Annotated in this window: 16 protein-coding genes; 2 read left to right on the forward strand and 14 right to left on the reverse strand. The window is 72.8% G+C overall.

From position 1 onward, the window contains the following. Nucleotides 1-14 precede the first annotated feature (14 nt). The 3 genes from BLT76_RS04015 to BLT76_RS04025 are packed head-to-tail and all read right to left on the reverse strand — an operon-like array spanning nucleotide 15 to nucleotide 3093. The gene (locus BLT76_RS04015; protein ID WP_090852121.1) at nucleotides 15-1718 is read right to left on the reverse strand and encodes an acyclic terpene utilization AtuA family protein; all 1704 of its coding nucleotides are present in this window, start codon (nucleotides 1716-1718) and stop codon (nucleotides 15-17) included. Further along, the gene (locus BLT76_RS04020) at nucleotides 1715-2497 is read right to left on the reverse strand and encodes a TIGR03084 family metal-binding protein (RefSeq protein WP_090851074.1); all 783 of its coding nucleotides are present in this window, start codon (nucleotides 2495-2497) and stop codon (nucleotides 1715-1717) included. Before BLT76_RS04020 ends, BLT76_RS04015 begins: the two co-directional genes overlap by 4 nt. Then, complete coding sequence (locus BLT76_RS04025) at nucleotides 2494-3093, reverse strand: TetR/AcrR family transcriptional regulator (protein WP_244509246.1); 600 nt, start codon at nucleotides 3091-3093, stop codon at nucleotides 2494-2496. Before BLT76_RS04025 ends, BLT76_RS04020 begins: the two co-directional genes overlap by 4 nt. A 339-nt stretch (nucleotides 3094-3432) precedes the next feature. Between BLT76_RS04025 and BLT76_RS04030 the strand changes: the two genes are divergently transcribed. Next, on the forward strand, nucleotides 3433-3780 hold the full coding sequence (locus tag BLT76_RS04030) for an RDD family protein (RefSeq protein WP_280139623.1): 348 nt from the start codon (nucleotides 3433-3435) through the stop codon (nucleotides 3778-3780). A 6-nt stretch (nucleotides 3781-3786) separates the two neighbouring features. Here BLT76_RS04030 and BLT76_RS04035 read toward each other — a convergent pair whose 3' ends face one another. From BLT76_RS04035 to BLT76_RS04045, 4 genes are read right to left on the reverse strand one after another with little or no spacing between them, the layout of a single operon-like run. Further along, nucleotides 3787-6429: an ABC transporter permease gene (locus tag BLT76_RS04035; RefSeq protein ID WP_090851081.1), complete on the reverse strand. Its 2643-nt coding sequence runs from the start codon at nucleotides 6427-6429 to the stop codon at nucleotides 3787-3789. Next, complete coding sequence (locus BLT76_RS04040) at nucleotides 6426-7148, reverse strand: ABC transporter ATP-binding protein (protein WP_090851084.1); 723 nt, start codon at nucleotides 7146-7148, stop codon at nucleotides 6426-6428. Before BLT76_RS04040 ends, BLT76_RS04035 begins: the two co-directional genes overlap by 4 nt. Beyond that, a complete protein-coding gene (locus tag BLT76_RS26520; RefSeq protein ID WP_257024110.1) occupies nucleotides 7145-7276 on the reverse strand; it encodes a hypothetical protein in 132 nt (43 codons plus the stop codon). Before BLT76_RS26520 ends, BLT76_RS04040 begins: the two co-directional genes overlap by 4 nt. Beyond that, the gene (locus BLT76_RS04045; RefSeq protein WP_090851087.1) at nucleotides 7273-7845 is read right to left on the reverse strand and encodes a PadR family transcriptional regulator; all 573 of its coding nucleotides are present in this window, start codon (nucleotides 7843-7845) and stop codon (nucleotides 7273-7275) included. Before BLT76_RS04045 ends, BLT76_RS26520 begins: the two co-directional genes overlap by 4 nt. Before the next feature lie 84 nt (nucleotides 7846-7929). Here BLT76_RS04045 and BLT76_RS04050 point away from each other — a divergent pair, with 84 nt between their 5' ends. Beyond that, nucleotides 7930-8688: an SDR family oxidoreductase gene (locus BLT76_RS04050; protein WP_090851090.1), complete on the forward strand. Its 759-nt coding sequence runs from the start codon at nucleotides 7930-7932 to the stop codon at nucleotides 8686-8688. Nucleotides 8689-8754: 66 nt separating this feature from the next. Here the strand turns inward: BLT76_RS04050 and BLT76_RS04055 are convergent, their stop codons facing one another. The 7 genes from BLT76_RS04055 to BLT76_RS04085 all read right to left on the reverse strand — a co-directional run bounded on the left by BLT76_RS04055 (nucleotide 8755) and on the right by BLT76_RS04085 (nucleotide 19375). Next, on the reverse strand, nucleotides 8755-11775 hold the full coding sequence (locus tag BLT76_RS04055; RefSeq protein WP_090851093.1) for a S8 family serine peptidase: 3021 nt from the start codon (nucleotides 11773-11775) through the stop codon (nucleotides 8755-8757). 147 nt (nucleotides 11776-11922) lie between these two features. Further along, a complete protein-coding gene (locus BLT76_RS04060; protein ID WP_090851097.1) occupies nucleotides 11923-12567 on the reverse strand; it encodes a histidine phosphatase family protein in 645 nt (214 codons plus the stop codon). Beyond that, nucleotides 12567-13613: a phosphotransferase family protein gene (locus tag BLT76_RS04065; RefSeq protein WP_090851100.1), complete on the reverse strand. Its 1047-nt coding sequence runs from the start codon at nucleotides 13611-13613 to the stop codon at nucleotides 12567-12569. The genes BLT76_RS04060 and BLT76_RS04065 overlap by 1 nt, the downstream gene beginning before the upstream one ends. After that, the gene (locus tag BLT76_RS04070) at nucleotides 13610-14452 is read right to left on the reverse strand and encodes an SDR family NAD(P)-dependent oxidoreductase (protein WP_090851103.1); all 843 of its coding nucleotides are present in this window, start codon (nucleotides 14450-14452) and stop codon (nucleotides 13610-13612) included. The genes BLT76_RS04065 and BLT76_RS04070 overlap by 4 nt, the downstream gene beginning before the upstream one ends. Next, nucleotides 14449-15681 (reverse strand): acyl-CoA dehydrogenase family protein, encoded by a 1233-nt coding sequence (locus tag BLT76_RS04075; RefSeq protein ID WP_090851106.1) that lies wholly within the window; start codon nucleotides 15679-15681, stop codon nucleotides 14449-14451. The genes BLT76_RS04070 and BLT76_RS04075 overlap by 4 nt, the downstream gene beginning before the upstream one ends. Before the next feature lie 108 nt (nucleotides 15682-15789). Next, complete coding sequence (locus tag BLT76_RS04080) at nucleotides 15790-17985, reverse strand: 3-hydroxyacyl-CoA dehydrogenase NAD-binding domain-containing protein (protein ID WP_090851109.1); 2196 nt, start codon at nucleotides 17983-17985, stop codon at nucleotides 15790-15792. Nucleotides 17986-18163: 178 nt separating this feature from the next. Next, complete coding sequence (locus BLT76_RS04085; protein WP_090851112.1) at nucleotides 18164-19375, reverse strand: acetyl-CoA C-acetyltransferase; 1212 nt, start codon at nucleotides 19373-19375, stop codon at nucleotides 18164-18166. Nucleotides 19376-19425: the final 50 nt, after the last annotated feature.

Below are 19425 nucleotides of genomic sequence, written 5' to 3' on the forward strand. Positions count from 1 at the left end.
CGCCTTCAGCTCACTCACAACAAGTCCTCCTGGACGTGGACCATCCGGGACCGGATCCACTCGCCCAGCCCCTTCGCCTGCGGGTCGAACCGGGTCGACGCGGCGACCCCCTGCCCGAGCAGTCCCCGGATCAGCACGTTGACGCCGCCGAGGTTGGGCAGCACGTAGACCTCGACGTCCAGGTCGGCCGCCTCCGGGATCAGCTCGCGGACCTTGCGCGGGCTCATCAGCTTGGTCAGCCAGCGCACCCGGTCGTCGCGGAGCAGCGAGCCGTCGTTCACGACCCACAGCCCGAGGTTGGCGTCGCCGCCCTTGTCACCGGACCGTGCGTGCACGAACGAGCCGAGCGGGACGCGACGGGTCAGCGAGTCCGCCGGGGCGGGGTACGGCGACTCGCGCAGCCCCAGGGCCGGGTCGGCGGACGAGAACCCGGGCGGATCGGGGATCACCTCGTGCGCCCCGTCGGCGTGCACGACGGCGTGCGTCACCAGCCCGCGGTCGACGTACTCGGCGCCGTAGACGCCGTACGGCGTGGGCGCGGCGGGCGGCCCGGTCATCGTGAACCCGGGGTACGACGCCAGCGCCAGCTCGACCGCCGCCGCGGTGAACGCCCGGCCGACCGGACCGGCCTCGGCGTCCATGACCGTGCAGCGCAGCAGGGTGGAGGCGCCCTCCTCGGTGTCCGCGTCGGCCAGCGGCAGCGCGGCCCGGCTCCAGTGCACGGTGCTCGCGGTGAGCGCGGGCGAGAGCTGCTCGCGCACCCAGTCGGCCTTGGCCTCGACGTCGAGGCCGGTCAGCACGAACTCGACGGTGTTGCGGTAGCCGCCGAGCTTGTTGACGCAGACCTTCAGCTGCTCGGGCGGGGCGTCGCCGCGCACCCGGTCGAGGCGGACCCGGTCGGGGCCGTCCTGCTGCACCCGGACCGAGTCGAGGCGCACGGTGACATCGGGGTTGAGGTAGCGGGTCGACTGGATCTCGTAGACCAGCTGGGCGGTCACGGTGTCGACGGTGACCGCGCCCCCGGTGCCGTCGTGCTTGGTGATGACGCTGGACCCGTCGGCGGCGATCTCGGCCAGCGGGAAACCCAGCGGGGCACCGGTGTGCGGCAGCGTCCGGAAGCCGGAGAAGTTGCCGCCGGTGGCCTGGGTCCCGCACTCCAGGACGTGGCCCGCGACGACGGCGCCCGCGAGCTCGTCGTACGACGTGGGCGTCCAGCCGTGGTGCGCGACCGCCGGACCGACGACCAGCGAGGCGTCCGTGACCCGGCCGGTGACGACGACGTCGGCACCCTCGCGGAGCGCGGCGGCGATGCCGAACCCGCCCAGGTAGGCGTTGGCGGTCAGCGCGCCGTCGAAGGACAGGGCGCGGACGTCGTCGCCCTCGACGTGGGCGACGTTCGCGTCGAGCCCGAGCCCGGTGGCGACCTCGCGGACCCGCGCGGCCAGCCCGGCCGGGTTGAGCCCGCCGGCGTTGCTGACGATCCGCACGCCGCGCTCGAGGGCGAGGCCCAGGCAGTCCTCGAGCTGGCGCAGGTGGGTCTTCGCGTAGCCCAGCGCCGGGTCCCGCATGGTGTCCTTGCCGAGGATGAGCATGGTCAGCTCGGCCAGGTAGTCGCCGGTCAGCACGTCGAGCGGCCCGCCCTCGAGCATCTCGCGCATCGCCGACATCCGGTCGCCGTAGAACCCGGAGCAGTTGCCGATCCGCAGGGGCACGCTCATCGCGGGGCCCGCCCCTCGCCCGCGGGCCCCGCGAAGCACTGGGCGATGGTCAGCCAGTGGGCGGCGTCGTCGCCGACGGCCACCAGGTCGGTGTCGTCGCGGTGGACGCGCTGGGTGACCAGGAGGCAGAAGTCGTACGCCGAGCCGGTCACCGACTGGGCCGCGTCCTCCGGGCCCCACGACCAGGTCTCCCCGGACGGGGCGGTGAGCTCGACCCGCGGCTCCTCGGCCGGCGCGGTCTCGCCGTGGACGGAGTAGGCGAAGCCCCGGGTGCGGACGCCGAGGTGGGCGACGTGCCGGACCCGGTCGCTGCGCTCGGGCTCGATGCCGAGGGCGTCGTACACGTCGAGGGCGTGGGCCCAGGTCTCCATGAAGCGCGCGGTGGCCATCGAGGTCGCCGACATCGGCGGCCCGAACCACGGCATCCGCTCGCCCTCCGGGAACTCCCGCAGCGCCGTCGTCAGCGCGGTGCGGGCGGTGCCCCAGCGGGCGAGCAGCGCGGTCGGCGCCAGCCGGGCGATCTCGTGGGCGCCCGCGTCGACGAACCCGCTCGGGTCGACCATTCCCTGCAAGACGAGCGCGTCCCAGGCCGGCTGGTCGGTGGCCGCGACGACGGCCACCTCGTCGGTCCAGACGAGGTGCGCCACCTGGGTGGCCACGGTCCAGCCGCTGGCGGGAGTGGGCGTGGCCCAGCCGGCGTCGTCGAGGCCGGCGACGGCGCTCCAGAGGGTGTCGCCCTCCGCCCGGAGGTCGTCGAGCAGGTCGTCGAGCAGGGTCATGGGAGCTCCTTGTCGAGGACGTCGGCCCAGCGGTCGAGCACGCCGTCGCGGCGGCGCGCGTCGTCGGTGATGGTGTCGGCGAGACCGAGGCCGCGCACCAGGTCGAGGGTGGCCTGCACCAGCTCGCGTACGCCGGGCCGCGCCTCGTCGGCCTCGAGCAGCTCGACGGTCAGCCGGTGCACCTCGCGGCCCACCCGCTGCTCCAGCGGCGCGACGGCCTCCATCAGCGCGGGATCGGTGCGCGCGGCCACCCAGAGCTCGAGCGCCGCGGTGAAGACGGGCGAGGTGAAGTGGTCGGCCAGCACCTGCAGCACCGCCCGGGTACGACGCCCGCCCGCCGGCAGCGCGCTCGCCGCGGCCGCCAGCTCCGCCCCCCGCACCTCGGTCAGGTGCTCGACCGCCGCGACGACCAGCGCGTTCTTGGTCGGGAAGTGATGCAGCTGGGCGCCCCGGCTGACCCCGGCCCGCTCGGAGACCAGCGTGGTCGACGTCCCGCCGAAGCCGCGCTCGACCAGCAGCTCCACCGTGGCCTCCAGCAGCCGGGCCCGCATCACGCGGGTCCGCTCCTCCTGGGGGACGCGGGTGGGGGTCGGCACCCGGACAGCATCGTCCGGATCACTACAAACAGTCAAGCCTGACTTTTATTGGGCCGGACGGTTCCCCGGTGGTTGAGGAGGGACGACGTCCCGTCTCGAAACCCGGTGGGCCGACAGTCGGTCTCCGGGACCCGACGCCCGTCCGGACGGGTTTCGAGACGGCCGCTGCGCGACCTCCGCAACCACCGGCGCTCCACCCCGAAAGCGACTACGGTGCGGCCGTGAGCCAGCCGCCGCCCCCGCCGTACGCCGGGAATCCCTACGCCCGGCTCTTCCTCGGGCTGGCCGCGTCGGTCCCCCTGATCGCCGGGCTACGCCTGGCTGCTGGCCTCGCACGAGATCCGGACGGACGGCAACACCGGCGGCACCTCGTCCCAGTACACCGGCGGCGCCGGACCGGTCGTGCTGGTGACGCTCGGCGTGCTCGTGACCCTGGCGTTCTGGATCTGGAACACCTGCGTGCGCCAGGGTCGGACCGGCGCCACGCTCGGCAAGTCCCACCTCGGCATCCGGGTGCTGAAGGAGAGCGCCGGCCGTCCGACCGGCGCCGGACAGACCCTCGTGCGCTGTCTGGCCCACTACGTCGACAGCCTGGTCTGCTACCTCGGCTGGCTGTGGCCGCTGTGGGACGACAAGCGGCAGACCACCGGCGACAAGTTCATGAGCACGGTCGTCGTCCTCAACTGAGCGCCGTCACGACAGCCGCGCCACCAGCGGCAGCCGCGAGCGGGCGGTCAGCCCGACGACCGCGGCGGTGAGCAGCGGCAGCACGACCACGATGCCGAGGATCAGCAGCCACGGGACGTCGAGGAACGGGCCGACCTGAACCCCAGAGGGGGTGCAGGAGCCGGACCCGGTGATGACGCACGTCTCGCCTCCCATGGTCGTCAGCGGGCGGGACACGGCCATCCCTGGGACGAACCCGACCGCCGCGCCGAGCACGGCGCCGACGAAGCCGACCACCAGCGCGTACGACGCCGCCACCCCGCGACGGGTCCGCGGCGAGGCGCCGACGGCCGACAGCGTGGCTAGGTCGGGCCGGGCGTCCGACAGGGCCAGGAACGTCGCCGTCAGGGTGCCGCCCAGCATCAGCAGGGCGCCGAGGCCGGCCAGCACCAGCTGGATGATCAGCGTCTCGCCGTCGGCCCGGTAGCCGCGTTCGACGTACATCTCCTGGCCAGAGGCCGTCGCGGCCAGGACCTCGGTCACCGCCTGCTCCTGTTCCTCGGTGACGCGAGCGCCGGTGATCGCGACCGCGACGGTCGTCACCTCCAGGTCCATCTGTCGGGCCGCCGCGGGTGCCAGGACCGCCACCGGGCCGGTCGAGGCCGGGTCCACGTCGATCACGACAGCCGGCAGGGTGGCGCTCACCGGTCGCCCGATCGGCTCACCGGTCATGCCATCGGACCGCGCGACCCGCACTCCGACCTCGTCACCCCTCACCCCCCGGTCGGTGAAGGCGACGGCGCCGCCTGCGGCCAGGACCCTGGCCGCGGACGTGCGCTCGTCCTCATCCACCCCCAGCAGCAGCGGCGGCAGCTCGTCGCCGACCAGCAGCGAGGAGCCGAGCACCGAGGAGCTGCTGCTCAGCAACCAGTCGTCGGAGCCGGCGGTCACCGTCACCTCGAGGTATTGCTCCTCGGTCGCGTCGCGCACGCCACGGATGTCGGTGGGCTCCGCCCCCGGGACCTCCCGCCCGATAGCGGTCCGGACCTGCTCGGCGTCCTGGCCGCCGAGGGTCGAGACGATCGCCGCCCCGGCCGGGAGCATCGGCGCGTACGTCGCCCTCGCCTCGGCGGCGTCGCTGCTGGTCGAGATGCCGAGCGCGACGACGCCGGTCACGGTGGCGGCGACCGCAGCCACGGCCGGCACGGTGCGGGTCCGGTGCCGGGCCGCATCACGTACGGCGAAGCGCAGGCTGAGCGGCAGCCGGCCGGCGAGCCGACCCAGCACGGCGAGCACGACCGGAACCAGCAGCACCATGCCCAGCACCGCCGGGATCGCCGCGGCCGCGATCAGCAGCTCGCCCCCCGGACGGGCCCCCAGCACGGCGCCGACGATCCCGACCCCGAGCAGCACCACCCCCAGCAGCGGCGAACGCAGGGACGGCTTGCGGTCCCCGCGCCGGCCGCCCAGCACCGCGACGATGTCCTGCCGAGAGGCGAGGTGGGCCGGGACGACCGCCGCCAGGAAGGCGCTCACCAGGCCGAAGCCGGCCACGCCGATCAGGGGCAGCCATGCCACCTGGAAGGGCCCGAGCCACGACGAGGTGAACGACTGCACCAGCGGGAGCAGGGCCGCCGCGAGGGCGATGCCGAGCAGGACACCGCCGACCGAGGCCACCGCACCGAGGACGATCGCGCTCGCCAGCACCACCCGGCGCGCCTGGGCGGGAGTGCCGCCACTGGCGGCGACCAGCGCCAGCGTCCGCGCCTGGCGCCGGGCCCCGACGGCGAACGACGGACCGGCCAGCAGCACCACCTCGAGCAGCGCCATCGTCACCACCAGCGCGGCGATCGCCAGGGCGGTCTCGTCGGTGGAGCTCTCGTAGACCTCGACCTCGCTGGGGACCTCCGAGGCCGGCGGCGGGTCCTCCAGGACCGTTCGGGAGTACGCCGACACCCCGCGCTCGTTGAGCGCGAGGACCTCGTCCCAGTCCATCGGTCCGCCGCCGACCAGCCAGGTGCGGCTCGTGTCGAACGTCTCGAAGCCGAGGCTGCCGACCAGGCCCGCCACGGCGGGCTCGGACCGGACCCGGCTGGACTCCGCAATGCCGACCACCACCGACTCGGGCGAGTCCTGGCCGCGCAGCCGCAGCGGGTCGCCGACGTCGTACCCCTTGTCGGCGAGCGCCTGGTTGACCACGACCTCCCCCGCCGCGCGGGGCAACCGACCGTCCGTCAGGTCGACGAGGCGCGCGGCGAGAGGGTCGGAGAGGTCGACCTCGGTGAGCTGCGCGTCGGTGGCCCCGCGGTCGGTTCGCAGCATCCCCCAGCCCTGGCGGACCTCCGTGAGCGGGCGGTCGCCGAGTGCCGCCGCGAGCTGCGCCGGTGTGAGCGCGGTGCCGCTGTCCTCGTCGTAGTCCAGGCCATCGTCGGGGTTGGGCGCCTGGGCGACCTCGTCGACCCCCTCGCGGACCGCGACCAGGGCGTCGGCGTCGCCCAGCTCGCGGTCGAGGCCCTCGACGGTGCTGACGTTGGAGGTGGCGATCAGCACCGTCGCGGCCGTCACCCCGAGCACCGGCAGCGCGATCATCACCAGCACCAGCGCGCTGCGCGCCCGGGAGCGGAGGGCGTCACGCCAGGCGAGTCGCAGCGGCAGCCGCCAGCCCCTCATCGCCCCTGCCCGGCGTCGAGCAGCGCGTCGACCGGGGCGGACCCCGACTCGTCGACGACGACCCCGTCGCGCAGGAAGACCACCCGGTCGGCCCAGGCCGCGTGCCGGGCCTCGTGGGTGACCAGGACCCCGGCCGCACCCGCGTCGCAGCGGGCGCGCAGCAGCTGGAGGATGTCCTCGCCGGTCTCGGTGTCCAGGGCGCCGGTCGGCTCGTCGGCCAGGATCAGCCGCCGCTCCCCGACCACGGCCCGGGCGATCGCGACCCGCTGGGCCTGGCCGCCGGACATGTCGTCGGGGAACCGGTCGGCGAGGTGGCCGATCCCGACCTCGTCCAGCGCCAGTCGGGCGGCGGCCCGGGCCGCGCGCGGCCGCTGGCCGTCGAGCTCGAGCGGCAGCGCGACGTTCTCGGCGGCGGTGAGCGCGGGGATCAGGTTGAAGTCCTGGAAGACGTAGCCGATGGCGGTACGGCGCATCCGCGCCCGGTCCTTCAGCCCGAGCGAGCCGAGGTCGGCGCCCTCGACCGTGACCGTCCCGGAGGTCGGGCTGTCCAGCCCGCCGGCCAGCGTGAGCAGGGTCGACTTGCCGGACCCGGACGGGCCCATCACCGCGACCAGCTCGCCCGCGGCGGCCGTGAAGGTGACGGACTTGAGGGCCTCGACGGCGCTCGCGCCCTCGCCGTGGACCCGGCTGACGCGGTCGAGGGTCAGCACGGCGCTCATCGGGTCGCCGCCGGACGGACGGGCCGCGGTCGTCGTACGAGCCGGAGGCGCAGCCGGGCCTGGTCGAGCCAGCGGGCCTCGGCCCGGGCGATCAGCGCGGCCTGGGTCGGCTGGAGCTCGCGGCTCATCGGGCCTCCTCCTGGACGGGAGCGGACGCCGGCGCCGCGGACTGCTCGCGGGCCGCCCGTCGCAGCCGGGACTCGCAGTGGTCGAGCCAGCGGATCTCGGCCTCCGCGGCGAAGACCAGCGAGTCGAGGACCAGGCCCCAGGCCAGGTCGACCCGCTCCGCGCCGCGCTCGCTCCGCTTGAGCCGGGTGTAGTCCTGCAGCGCCTTCATGGTCGCGGTCCGCTGCTGCTGGATCACCCGGCCGACGTCGACACCCGGGACCGTCACCGCCAGCGCCAGCTTGATCGCCAGCTCATCGCGCGGCGGCTGGGTGCGCGCGACCGGGGTGGTGAACCAGGTCGCCACCTCACCGTGCCCGTCCTCGGTCAGTCGGTAGACCACGTGGCCCTCGTCGTCGGCCCCCGCGCCGGCCACCAGGCCGTCGCGCTCGAGCCGGGTCAGGGTCGTGTAGACCTGCCCGACGTTGAGCGGCCAGGTGCCGCCGGTGCGCTGTTCGAACTCGCTGCGGAGCTGGTAGCCGTACATCGGGCCCTGCTCGAGCAGCGCCAGGAGTGCCTGCCTGACCGACATCGTTGACCTCCACGGTCCCTAGATACTCGGTATGTATACCACGTATGCACCCGGCGGGGCAGGACGTTCGGGCACACTCGGCCCATGCCCACCACCCTGATCACCGGCGCGTCCTCCGGGCTCGGCGCCGAGATGGCCCGCCAGCTCGCAGCGACGGGCGAGGACCTCGCGCTGTGCGCCCGTCGTACCGACCGGCTGGAGGAGCTGCGGGCCGAGATCCTCGCCGCGCACCCCGACCGCCGGGTGGCGGTCCGCGCCCTCGACGTCAACGACCACGAGCAGGTCTTCGAGGTCGTGCGGGCCTTCCGGGCCGACCTCGGCACCCTCGACCGGGTGATCGTGAACGCCGGCCTCGGCAAGGGCGCCCCGCTCGGCACGGGCGGCTTCGCGGCCAACAAGGAGACCGCGACGACCAACTTCGTCTCGGCCCTGGCCCAGTGCGAGGCCGCGATGGAGGTCTTCCGCGACCAGCGCGCCGGCCACCTGGTGGTGATCTCGTCGATGTCCGCGATGCGCGGGCTGCCCAAGACGCTGACGACGTACGCCGCCTCGAAGGCCGGCATCGCCCACCTCGCGGAGGGGCTGCGGACCGAGCTGCACGGCACCGAGCTCGGCCGGACGGTGCACGTCACCGTGCTCTACCCGGGCTACATCGCCTCGGAGATGAACGAGAAGGTCGCCCAGCGCACTCCGCTGATGTCGACGACCGAGAAGGGCGTGCAGGCCATGGTCGCGGCGATCGAGAAGCGGGTCGGCTCCGCCTGTGTGCCCCCGCTCCCGTGGGCGCCGCTGTCGCTCGTGATGAAGCACGCCCCGCTGCCGGTGCTGAAGCGGCTGATCTGAGCCGGACGCGGAACGGCGCCCGGGACCACGAGGTCCCGGGCGCCGCCCGTCGTACGGCGGAGCGCGCTACGGCGTGACGACCGAGACGTACGTCGGGTCCTTCGACCCGGCGTAGGTCAGGTAGCCGTAGTAGCGCGTGGCCGGGGTGAGGCCGGTCCACGAGAGCCGGAACGACGTCCGCTTGCTGGCGGTGACGGGCACCGGGTTCGGCGTGGCGGTCAGCGCCCCCTCGTCGGGGGCCCCGCCGATGCCAAAGTAGCGCACCTCATAGGGCATCGGGCTGCCGGCCGTGCCGGCCGAGAACCCGTTGACCGCGGCCAGGTAGGTGCCGGCCGGGAGCCCGGTCAGCGTGACCGCCTCGTCGGCGCTGCCGGTCGCGACCTCGGCGACCAGGGCGGCGGTGGCCGGGTCCTGGGCGCAGGACGACACCGACAGCAGGAACATGTCGAGGTCGGCGCTGTCGTCGGCCGAGTCGAGCTCGAAGCGGGCCCGGTCGGTGCCGGGCGCCACCGTGACGCACTCGTACTCGGTCGCCCGGGTGGCCACGCTGCCGGCCGACACGACGGCGGGCGTCAGCCCGGCGGTGGTGACCCGGACGCTGCCGGTGGTCCCGGCGGTGATCGGGACGTCCGCCGTGCCGGCGACGCCGCTGCCGGTGACCAGGTCGGGCGCCGTGACGGCGACTGGCTGGAGCGCGACCGGCAGCCGCACCTCGGTCGGACCGCTCAGCCGCACCGCGCCCTTGGCCCACTTGTCGAGCGGGGCGGAGGTGCGGGTGAAGGTGAACCGCACCCGGATCAGGTCGTTGGCCCGGCTGGACCGGACCTTCTTCACGCTGGACCGGACCTTGAAGCCGGGCACCGTGCCCTTGACGCGCCACACGCCCTTCGAGGTCGCCCGGAAGGTCCGGACGAACGAGACCTTGCCGGTGACGCCGCTCTTGGCCATCGAGGGGACGTTGAGGTCCTTGGCCGCGATCGCCGGGGTGCCGGTGTCCAGGCCCTGGCCCGTGATGAAGCCGCGCCAGTCCTTGCCGCTCGTCGTGACGAACAGGCCCGGCTTCAGGAGCTTCCGGGGCCGGACCTGGCCCGCGCCCTGGCCGAACCAGTCGCTCGACTTCTTGCCCTTCGCGTTGCGCGCGCTCGTGGCCGTCGTCATCATCGCCGACTTGATCTCCATCGGCGTCCAGCGCGGCTTCACGCCCTGGACGAAGGCCGCGAGGCCCGCGATGTGCGGGGCGGACATCGACGTACCGGAGTAGAGGTCGAAGCGGCGGCCCTGGTTGGACGGCGGCGAGACGGCGGCGAGCACGCTCACTCCGGGGGCCGAGATGTCGGGCTTGAGGATGTCGCTGTCGTTGGCCAGCGCCGGACCGCGGGAGGAGAAGCCGCCGACCTGCGGGAGCGGCGCCTTCTTGCGGGTGGTGTTGCCCTTGTCGAAGCGGGCCCGCGCGGGACCGTCCGCGGCGAGGTAGCGCAGCACCTTCGGCAGGTCGAGGTGGCTGATGTGCACCGTGGGTACGGCGTGGAACTCGGCGTCCAGGCTGCCCTCGGTCGGGTTGGCGAGGATCATCGCCTTGCCGCCAGCCCGCTTGACCTCGGCGCTCTTGGCGGTCCGCGCCTGGACTCCGCGCAGGCAGAGCACCATGGTGCCCTTCACCTTCGCCGGGTCGAGCGTGTTCGGCCCGCACAGCGCGGCGTCCTCGGCGGCGACGCCGGCCTTGCCCGCGTCACGCGCGGAGATGAGCCGGAGGCCCTTGATGCGCCGGTCGACGACGGAGGCGCCTACGATCCTGCGGCCGTTGCCGAGCCGGACGGTGTTCTCCAGGTTGGCGTGGGTGGTCGCGGCGACGGTGGTCAGCCACGGGCTGTTGTGGGCGACCGTCGAGGCCCCCGGACCGCTGTTGCCGGCGGAGGCGCTGACGAAGACGCCGGCCTCGGCCGCGCCCTCGAAGGCGAGCTCGACGACGTCGAGGACGGTGTCGGTGGCACCCGAGATCGAGAAGTTCAGGATGTCCGCGCCGTCGGCGACGGCGTCGTCGATGGCCGACAGGATGGCGCTGTTGTAGCAGCCGCCCGTGTCCTCGTCGGTGTCCTCCCAGCAGACCTTGTAGACCGCGAGCTTCGCGGCCGGGGCCATGCCGGAGATCGGGCCGAAGTCGCGGCCCTCGACCTTCGAGTGCCGGACCCGGTTGCCGGCGGCCGTGCTGGCCGTGTGGGTGCCGTGGCCGTCGCCGTCCCGGGTCGAGATCGACTCGTCGGGCGAGATCTCGGCGGCCGGCGTCTCCGCGAGGAAGGCCTCGGGGTAGTAGCGGGCACTGATGATCTTGGTGTTGCACAGCGAGACGGTCCAGGCCTCGCCCTTCTCGCACTCACCGGTGAAGACCTCGCCGTCGGCCTTCTCCATCCTGGTCTTCGTGCCGTCGCGGGAGATGTCCCACTTCGTCTTCGGCTTCTTCGACAGGCTCCGGCCGGAGAAGGACTTCGACTCCGGCCAGATGCCGCTGTCGAGGTCGGCGATCACCACGCCGTCGCCGGCCCGCTTCATCCCGCCGGCCGCGGCCCAGGCGCCCCGCTTGCCGGTCAGGCCGAGGAACTTCGGGCTGTTCCAGGTGTCGAGCTTGCGGGCCTCGTCGCGCTCGACGGCGAGCACCCGCCGGTCGGTCGCGAGGGCCAGCGCCTGCTCGCCGGTCAGCTCGGCGGAGAAGCCGTTGGTGGCGACGGTGTAGCTGGTCGCGACCTTGGCCCCGACGCCCTTCGCGAGCGCGTCCTGGCTCGAGCGCAGGTGGGCGGCGTAGCGCCGCGCGGCCGAGGTGTCGTCGCGGAAGGCCGCGCCGGGCGCGGCCTTGGTCGCGGGGATCCCCTTCGTGCCGCCGTCGTACCCGGCGACCGAGGGGTCGCGCAGGACGACGACGTACCGGCCGTCCTTGAACGTCGTCGGCTTGCCGGCGGCGACGGTCCGCCCGACGTCGGACCCGTCGGCGGCGGAGGCCGGCGCGGCCGGCGCGGCGGCGAGCAGGGCGGCGACGACCGCCCCGACCGAGACGAGGCCGACGAACCGGCGTGATCCTGAGCTGTGTTGGCGCACGTGCAGACTCCTGACTCTGGTGCCCGGTCGAGCGCAGGCGCGTGCGACCCCAGGGCATCTTTACCCAAAGTGATCAGTCTTCCCTGGTCAAGAGAGGTGGGCCGGAAACCTCCGTCATCACCCGTTCGTGCGGGGTCCACCCGGGGTTCAGCGATAGGTGAGCGTGTCCCCGACCAGGTGCGGGTGCTCGTTGAAGGTGAGCAGCCGGGTACCGCTGCGGCCCACGACCACCCGGGTCACCGAGCTGTTGACCAGCACCGTGTTGAACGCCGACCAGAGCCGGGCGGGGTCGGTCGGGTCCACCAGGCTCGCGGCGGCCGCGCCGATCGGGCCACCGGAGGTCACCACGACCACGGTCCCGGTGCGGGCGCGGTCGACGGCCCGGTCCAGGGCGGCCCGGGTGCGGGCCAGGAAGGCGTCGTACGACTCGCCGCCCTCGTGGACGTGGCCGGCCACCCAGCGGGCGGTGGCCCGCTCGAAGAGGTCCTGGAAGGCCCGCCGGTCGGTCGGCAGCTCCTCCCCCATCGCGCCCACCAGGGTCACGTGGTCGAACTCGTCCCAGTCGCCGTCCACCTGGGGTACGACGCCCCAGCCCGAGCTCTCCAGCATCGCCTCGGCCGTCTCGCGGTGTCGGCGCATCCCGCCGCGCACGACGGCGTCGGGCCGTACGCCGAGGCCCGCGAGGTGCGCGCCGAGCAGCCGGCCCTGCTCGTGGCCGGTCGGCGAGAGCACGTCGTAGTCGTCGGCCCCGAAGGACGCCTGGCCGTGCCGGACGAGGAGGAGCAGCCCCATCAGGTGCCGGTGAGTCGCCGGCAGCGCGACTCGAGGTAGCCGACGGCGGGGCCGAAGACGGCGTACTGCTCGTTGGTGGTCTGGCCGTGGAAGTAGCGATACCAGATCTGCTGGGCGATCACCGCGAGCCGGTAGAGGCCGAAGACCTCGTAGAACAGCCACTGGTCGGGGCTGACGTCGTAGCCCATCCGCCGGGTGTAGCGCTCGACGATCTCGGCGCGGGTCCACATGCCGGGGGCCTGCGAGGGCTGGCGGCGGAACATCTGGAAGAACTCGTCGTCGCTCTCCTCGACCCAGTAGGCCATGGAGCCGCCGAGGTCCATCAGCGGGTCGCCGACGGTGGCCATCTCCCAGTCGAGGACGCCGACCACCCGGGTCGGGTCGTCGGGCGCCACGACCAGGTTGTCGAGGCGGAAGTCGTTGTGGATCAGCACCTGCGCGACGTCGTCCGGCTGGTGCGCGGCGATCCAGGCCTCGATCGCGCTCCAGTCGCCGGTGTCCTCGGTGCGGGCCTTGGCGAACCGGGAGGTCCAGCCGGCGACCTGGCGACCGACGTACCCCTCGCCGCGGCCGAGCGCGGCCAGCTCGGGGTGGGCGGCGACGTCGACGGAGTGCAGCTCGGCCAGCACGTCCCAGGCGTTGCCGCACAGGGTCGAGACGTCGTCGCGGCTCATCGTCGGCGGGAGGTCGCGGCGCGGGACGGTGCCCTCGACCTTGGCCATCACGTAGAACGGCGAGCCGATCAGCGCCTCGTCCTCGCAGAACCCGACCATCTCGGGGACGTAGGGGAAGACCGGCGCGAGCGCGGCCTGGATGCGGTGCTCGCGTCCCATGTCGTGGGCGCCGGCCGCCTTCTGCCCGGAGGGCGGGCGACGGAGGATCAGCTCGCGGTCCGTCATCCGCAGGAGGTAGGTCAGGTTGGAGGCCCCGCCCGGGAACTGGCGGACCTCCTCGATCGGGCCGAGGCCCAGCCATTCCTGGACGGCGGCGGTGTCGAAGGCGTCCTCGTCGCGGACCGGCTTGGCCGGATTGCCGTCGTCGCTCACCGTTCCGCCCTCTCGTGCAGCTTGCGGGCCTGGTCGCGCATGATCGCGTCGTAGGTCGCCCGGTCGCCCTGCTTGAGTCCGTACGCCGTGCGGCCGGCCTCGTCGGGGAGGATCATCTCGTCGCCGCGGTCCAGCCCCGCGAGCACCTCGCGCGCGATGTCGGCCGCGCTGGTCGGTGAGTCGTCCACCAGGGCGCGCATGGTCTCGGCGAGCGCCGAGTCGGCGCCGCGGATCGAGCTCATCAGGTTGGTGCGGAAGAACGACGGGCACACGACGTGCGCGGTCACGCCGTACGACGCGAGCTCGTGGCCGGTGGTCTCGGTCAGGGCGACCACCGCCGCCTTCACCGCGTTGTACGACGCCATGCCCGCGGGGTGGACCAGCCCGGCCAGGGACGCGACGTTGACGATCCGGCCGCTGCGCTGGCGCTTGAACATCGGCACGAAGGCGCGGGTGCCGCGGACCGCGCCGAACAGGTTGATCTCGGTGATCCACTGCCACTCGTCGAGCCCGGCCACGTCGAGCCGCCCGCCGCCCGCGACGCCGGCGTTGTTGACCAGGACGTCGAGCCCGCCCCAGGTCTCCTCGACGTGCGCTCGTGCGGCCTCCCAGTCGGCGTCACTGGTGATGTCGAGCGTCAGCCCTTCGTTGGTCGAGTAGCCGTCGCGAGGAACGAGCGACGGCGCTTCGTTGGTCGAGTAGTCGTCGCGAGGAACGAGCGACGGCGTATCGAGACCCACCACGTCAGTGCGCAGCACCTCGTCGCCGCGCGCCTCGAACGCCTCGGCCAGCGCGGCGCCCAGCCCGGACGCGGCACCCGTGATCAGGACCCTGCTCATCGCTTCGCTCCGTACTTCCCCAGCTCCAGGCGGGCGACGACCCCGCGGTGCACCTCGTCGGGCCCGTCGGCGAGCCGCAGCGCTCTCGCCGCGGTCCAGGCCGCCGCGAGCGGGAAGTCGTCGGAGAGACCGGCGCCGCCGTGCAGCTGGATGGCCAGGTCGATGACGCCCTGGGCCATGTTCGGCACCGCGACCTTGATCTGCGACACCTCGGACAGCGCGTTCAGCGGGCCGCCGACATCGAGCTTCCAGGCCGCGTTCAGCACCAGGAGCCGCGCGGAGTCGATCGCGATCCGGGCGTCGGCGATCCGCTCGCGGTTGCCGCCCAGGTTGGCGATCGGCTTGCCGAAGGCGCTGCGCTCGAGGGCCCGCGTGCAGGCCAGCTCGAGGGCCAGCTCGGCCAGCCCGATCAACCGCATGCAGTGGTGGACCCGGCCCGGACCCAGCCGGCCCTGGGCGATCGAGAACGCCTCGCCCGGACCGCTGATGATGTTCTCGACGGGGACCCGCACGTCGGTGAACGAGACCTCACCGTGGCCCAGCGGCTCGTCGTACAGGCCCATGGTGGAGAGCATCCGCTCGACCTTCACGCCGGGCGCGTCCTTCGGGACCAGCACCATGGAGTGCCGGTGGTGGCGGTCGGCGTCGGGATCGGTGAGCCCCATGAACACGAACACCCGGCAGTCGGGGTGGCCCACGCCGGTCGACCACCACTTGCGCCCGTTGATGACCACCTCGTCGCCGTCGACCACCGCGGTCGCGGCCATGTTGGTCGCGTCGGAGGAGGCCACGCCCGGCTCGGTCATCGCGAACGCGGAGCGGATCTCGCCCTTGAGGAGAGGCTCGAGCCACTCCTCCTTCTGGGCGTCGCTGCCGTACTTCAGCAGCACCTCCATGTTGCCGGTGTCGGGCGCGTTGCAGTTCATCACCAGCGGCGCGATCGCGCTGCGGCCCATGATCTCGGCGAGCGGGGCGTAGTCGACGTTGGTCAGCCCCTCGCCGTACCCCTCGCTGTGGCCGGCGGGCAGGAAGAGGTTCCACAGCCCCGCGTCCCGGGCCCTGCGCTTCAGCTCGTCGATGACCGGCAGCACCTGCCACGGGTCACCGCCGCGGCGCTGCTCGGCGAGGTCGGCGTGGTACGCCGCCTCCACCGGCTCGATCTCCTCGGCGACGAAGGCCCTGACCCGCTCGGTCAGGTCGGCTGCGCGCGGAGACGGTGAGAAGTCCATGTGACCGACCTTACGTAGAGGCCGAGTCAGCAGAAGTGGGGGCGCGAGTCAGCACTACTGGTGCTGACTCGGCCCCCGACTTCTGCTGACTCGGCGGGGAGCGGGAGATCAGGCGGGGAAGGTCTCTCCCCGCTCGGCCAGGTCGCGCAGGTACGACGTGGGGCGGAACCGCTCGCCGTACGTCTCCGCGAGCTCGTCGGCGCGCTTCACGAAGGCCGCCAGGCCGATGGACCCGTCGGCCGCCTCGTAGCCGGTCATGAACTGGGCCGCGCCGCCGGTCATCGGCGGGAAGCCGATGCCCATGATCGAGCCGATGTTGGCCGCGGCGGCGGAGGTGATGACGCCCTCCTCGAAGCACTTGGCCGTCTCGAGCGCCTCCGCGAAGAGCATCCGCTCCTTCATGTCGACGAACGGGATCTGCTCGTCGGCGATCGGGAACTGCTCGGCCAGGCCGGACCAGATCGAGCCGCGCTTGCCGTCGACGTACTCGAAGAAGCCGGCGCCCTTCAGGCGCGAGGGGCGGTCGAGGCCGATCATCGTGTCGACGACCGCGGTGCCCGGGTGCTCGGAGTACGGCGTGCCGTCGCGCTCGGCCGCGTCGCGGGTGGCCTTGGCGATCTTGGCCATCAGCTCCATGTTGAGCTCGTCGGTCAGCTGCAGCGGGCCGACCGGGTAGCCGGACTGGGTCGCGGCGCGCTCGATCGAGTACGGACGCTGGCCCTCGGCGAGCAGGGCCAGGCCCTCGTTGACAAAGAAGCCGATGACCCGCGAGGTGTAGAAGCCGCGGCTGTCGTTGACGACGATCGGGGTCTTCTTGATCTGCTGCACCACGTCGTACGCCTTGGCGAGGGCGACGTCGGAGGTCTCCTTGCCGCGGATGATCTCGACCAGCGGCATCTTGTCGACCGGGGAGAAGAAGTGCAGGCCGATGAAGTCGGCCGGCCGGTCCACGCCCTCGGCGAGCTCGGTGATCGGCAGCGTCGAGGTGTTGGAGCACAGCAGCGCGTCCGCGTTCACGTACGGCGCGATCTCGGCGAAGACCTTGGCCTTCAGCGACGGGTCCTCGAAGACCGCCTCGATGACCAGGTCGCAGCCGGCCAGGTCGGCCGGGTCGCCGGTCGGCGTGATCCGGTCGAGCAGCTCCTGGGACTTCTCCTCGGTCAGCTTGCCGCGGCTGACCGCCTTGGCGTTGAGCTTCTCGGAGTAGGCCTTGCCCTTCGCCGCGTTCTCGTCGGAGACGTCCTTCAGGACGACCTCCATGCCGGCGCGGGCGCAGGAGTAGGCGATGCCGGCGCCCATCATGCCGGCGCCCAAGACTCCGACCTTGGTGGCCTTCCACGGCTCGATGCCCTGGGGGCGGAGCGAGCCGGACTTGATCGCCTGCAGGTCGAAGAAGAACGCCTGGATCATGTCCTTCGAGCCCTGGTTGACGACCAGGTTCGTGAGGTAGCGCGACTCGATCCGCGAGGCGGTGTCGAAGTCGACCTGGGCGCCCTCGACGGCCGCGGACAGGATCGCCCGCGCGGCCGGGAAGACCGCGCCCTTGGTCTGCTTGCGCAGCAGGGCGGGGAAGGCCGGCAGGAAGCCGGCCAGGGCCGGCGACTTCGGCGTACCGCCGGGCATCTTGTAGCCGGGCGCGTCCCAGGGGCTCAGCGTGGTCTCGGGGTTGGCCTTGATCCAGGCCTTCGCGGCCGGGACCAGCTCCTCGCGGGTGGCGACCAGCTCGTCGACCAGGCCCTTCTCCTTCGCGGCCGACGCCTTGAACTGGGCGCCGGTGAGCAGGATGTCCATCAGGCCGGCCTGGAGGCCGAACTTGCGGACGATGCGGGTCACGCCGCCGCCGCCGGGCAGCAGGCCCAGACTCGACTCGGGCAGGCCGACGATCACGCCGGGGCCGTCCCACGCGATGCGGTGCTGGGTGGCCAGGCAGATCTCGTAGCCGCCGCCGAGCGCCGCGCCGTTGATGGCGGCCACGACCGGCTTCGGGAACTTCTCCAGCCGGCGCAGCGCCGCCTTGACGGTCTCGCCCAGGGCGAAGACGTCGGCCGCGTCGTCGGGTCCGGCCTGGACCATGTTCTTCAGGTTGCCGCCGGCGAAGAAGGTCTTCTTCGCGCTGGCGACCACGACGCCCGTGACGTCGGCCTCCTCGGCGTACAGCCGGTCGACCGCGGCGTTCATGGAGTCGATGTAGAGCTGGTTCATCGTGTTCGCGCTCGACGTCGGGTCGTCGAGGGTCAGCGTCACGATGCCGTCGGCGTCCTTGTCGTAGTGGACGGCGGACTGGGTGTCGGTGCTGGTGCTCATCAGGGTCCTGTTCTGGATGAGAGAGGTTCAGGGGTACGGCGGGGCGCGGGTCGGGGTGCGCGCGTGACCTGGATGGGTCTCGATACGCCCGGCACGACCTCGTTCCTCGGTCGTGGCGGGCTACTCGACCACCGACGGATCGCGAAGATCCGTGGCGCTCGTCTGGCGACTCCGTCGCTCAGACGAGCTCCACGATCGTCGCGATGCCCATCCCGCCGCCGACGCAGAGCGTGGCGAGGCCGCGGCGCTGGTCGCGGCGCTGCAGCTCGTCGATGAGCGTGCCGAGGATCATCGCGCCCGTGGCGCCGAGCGGGTGGCCCATGGCGATCGCGCCGCCGTTGACGTTGGTGATCTCGTGGCTGATGTCGAGGTCGCGCATGAACCGCATGGCGACCGCGGCGAACGCCTCGTTGATCTCGAACAGGTCGATGTCGCCGACCTCGAGGCCGGCCTTGGCCAGTGCCTTGCGGGCCGCGGGGGCCGGACCGGTGAGCATGATCGTCGGGTCGGCGCCGGAGACCGCGGTGGCGATGATCCGGGCACGCGGGGTCAGGCCCAGGTCGGTGCCGACCTGCTCGGAGCCGATCAGCGTGAGGGCGGCGCCGTCGACGATGCCGGAGGAGTTGCCGGCGTGGTGGACGTGGTCGATCTTCTCGATCCAGTGGTACTTCTCCAGGGCCACGTCGTCGAAGCCGGCGTCGGCGCCGATGCCGGCGAACGACGGCTTGAGACCGGCCAGACCCTCGGGCGAGGTGTCGGGCCGGATCGTCTCGTCGGTGTCGAGGACGGTCAGGCCGTTGATGTCCTTGACCGGCACGATCGCGCCGGAGAAGTAGCCGTTGGCCCAGGCCTTGGCGGCCCGGTGGTGCGACTCGGCGGCGTACGCGTCGACGTCGTCGCGGTTCCAGCCCTCGATGGTCGCGATCAGGTCGGCCCCGATGCCCTGCGGCACGAAGCCGGCCCGGAACGCGGTGGCCGGGTCGGAGGCCCAGGCACCGCCGTCGGAGCCCATCGGCACCCGGCTCATCGACTCGACGCCGCCGGCGAGGATCAGGTCCTCGAAGCCGCCGCGGACCCGCGAGGCGGCCTGGTTGACGGCCTCCAGGCCGGAGGCGCAGAAACGGTTGAGCTGCACGCCCGCGACGGTGTCGGGGTAGCCCGCGGCCAGCGCCGCGGTCTTGGCGATGTCGCCGCCCTGGTCGCCGATCGGCGAGACCACGCCGAGGACGACGTCGTCGACGCGCGCCGGGTCGAGGCCGGGGTTGCGCTCCTTCACCTCGTCGAGGAGGCCGACGACGAGGTCGACCGGCTTCACCTCGTGCAGCGAGCCTGCTGCCTTGCCCTTGCCGCGCGGCGTACGAAGGTGGTCGTACACGAATGCTTCAGCCATGACCGTCCTAGCGAGTGATCGAGGGATGTGCTCCGATTGTGACACTATTG

The organism is Nocardioides lianchengensis, from assembly GCF_900101465.1.
Classification (GTDB): Bacteria; Actinomycetota; Actinomycetes; order Propionibacteriales; family Nocardioidaceae; genus Nocardioides; species Nocardioides lianchengensis.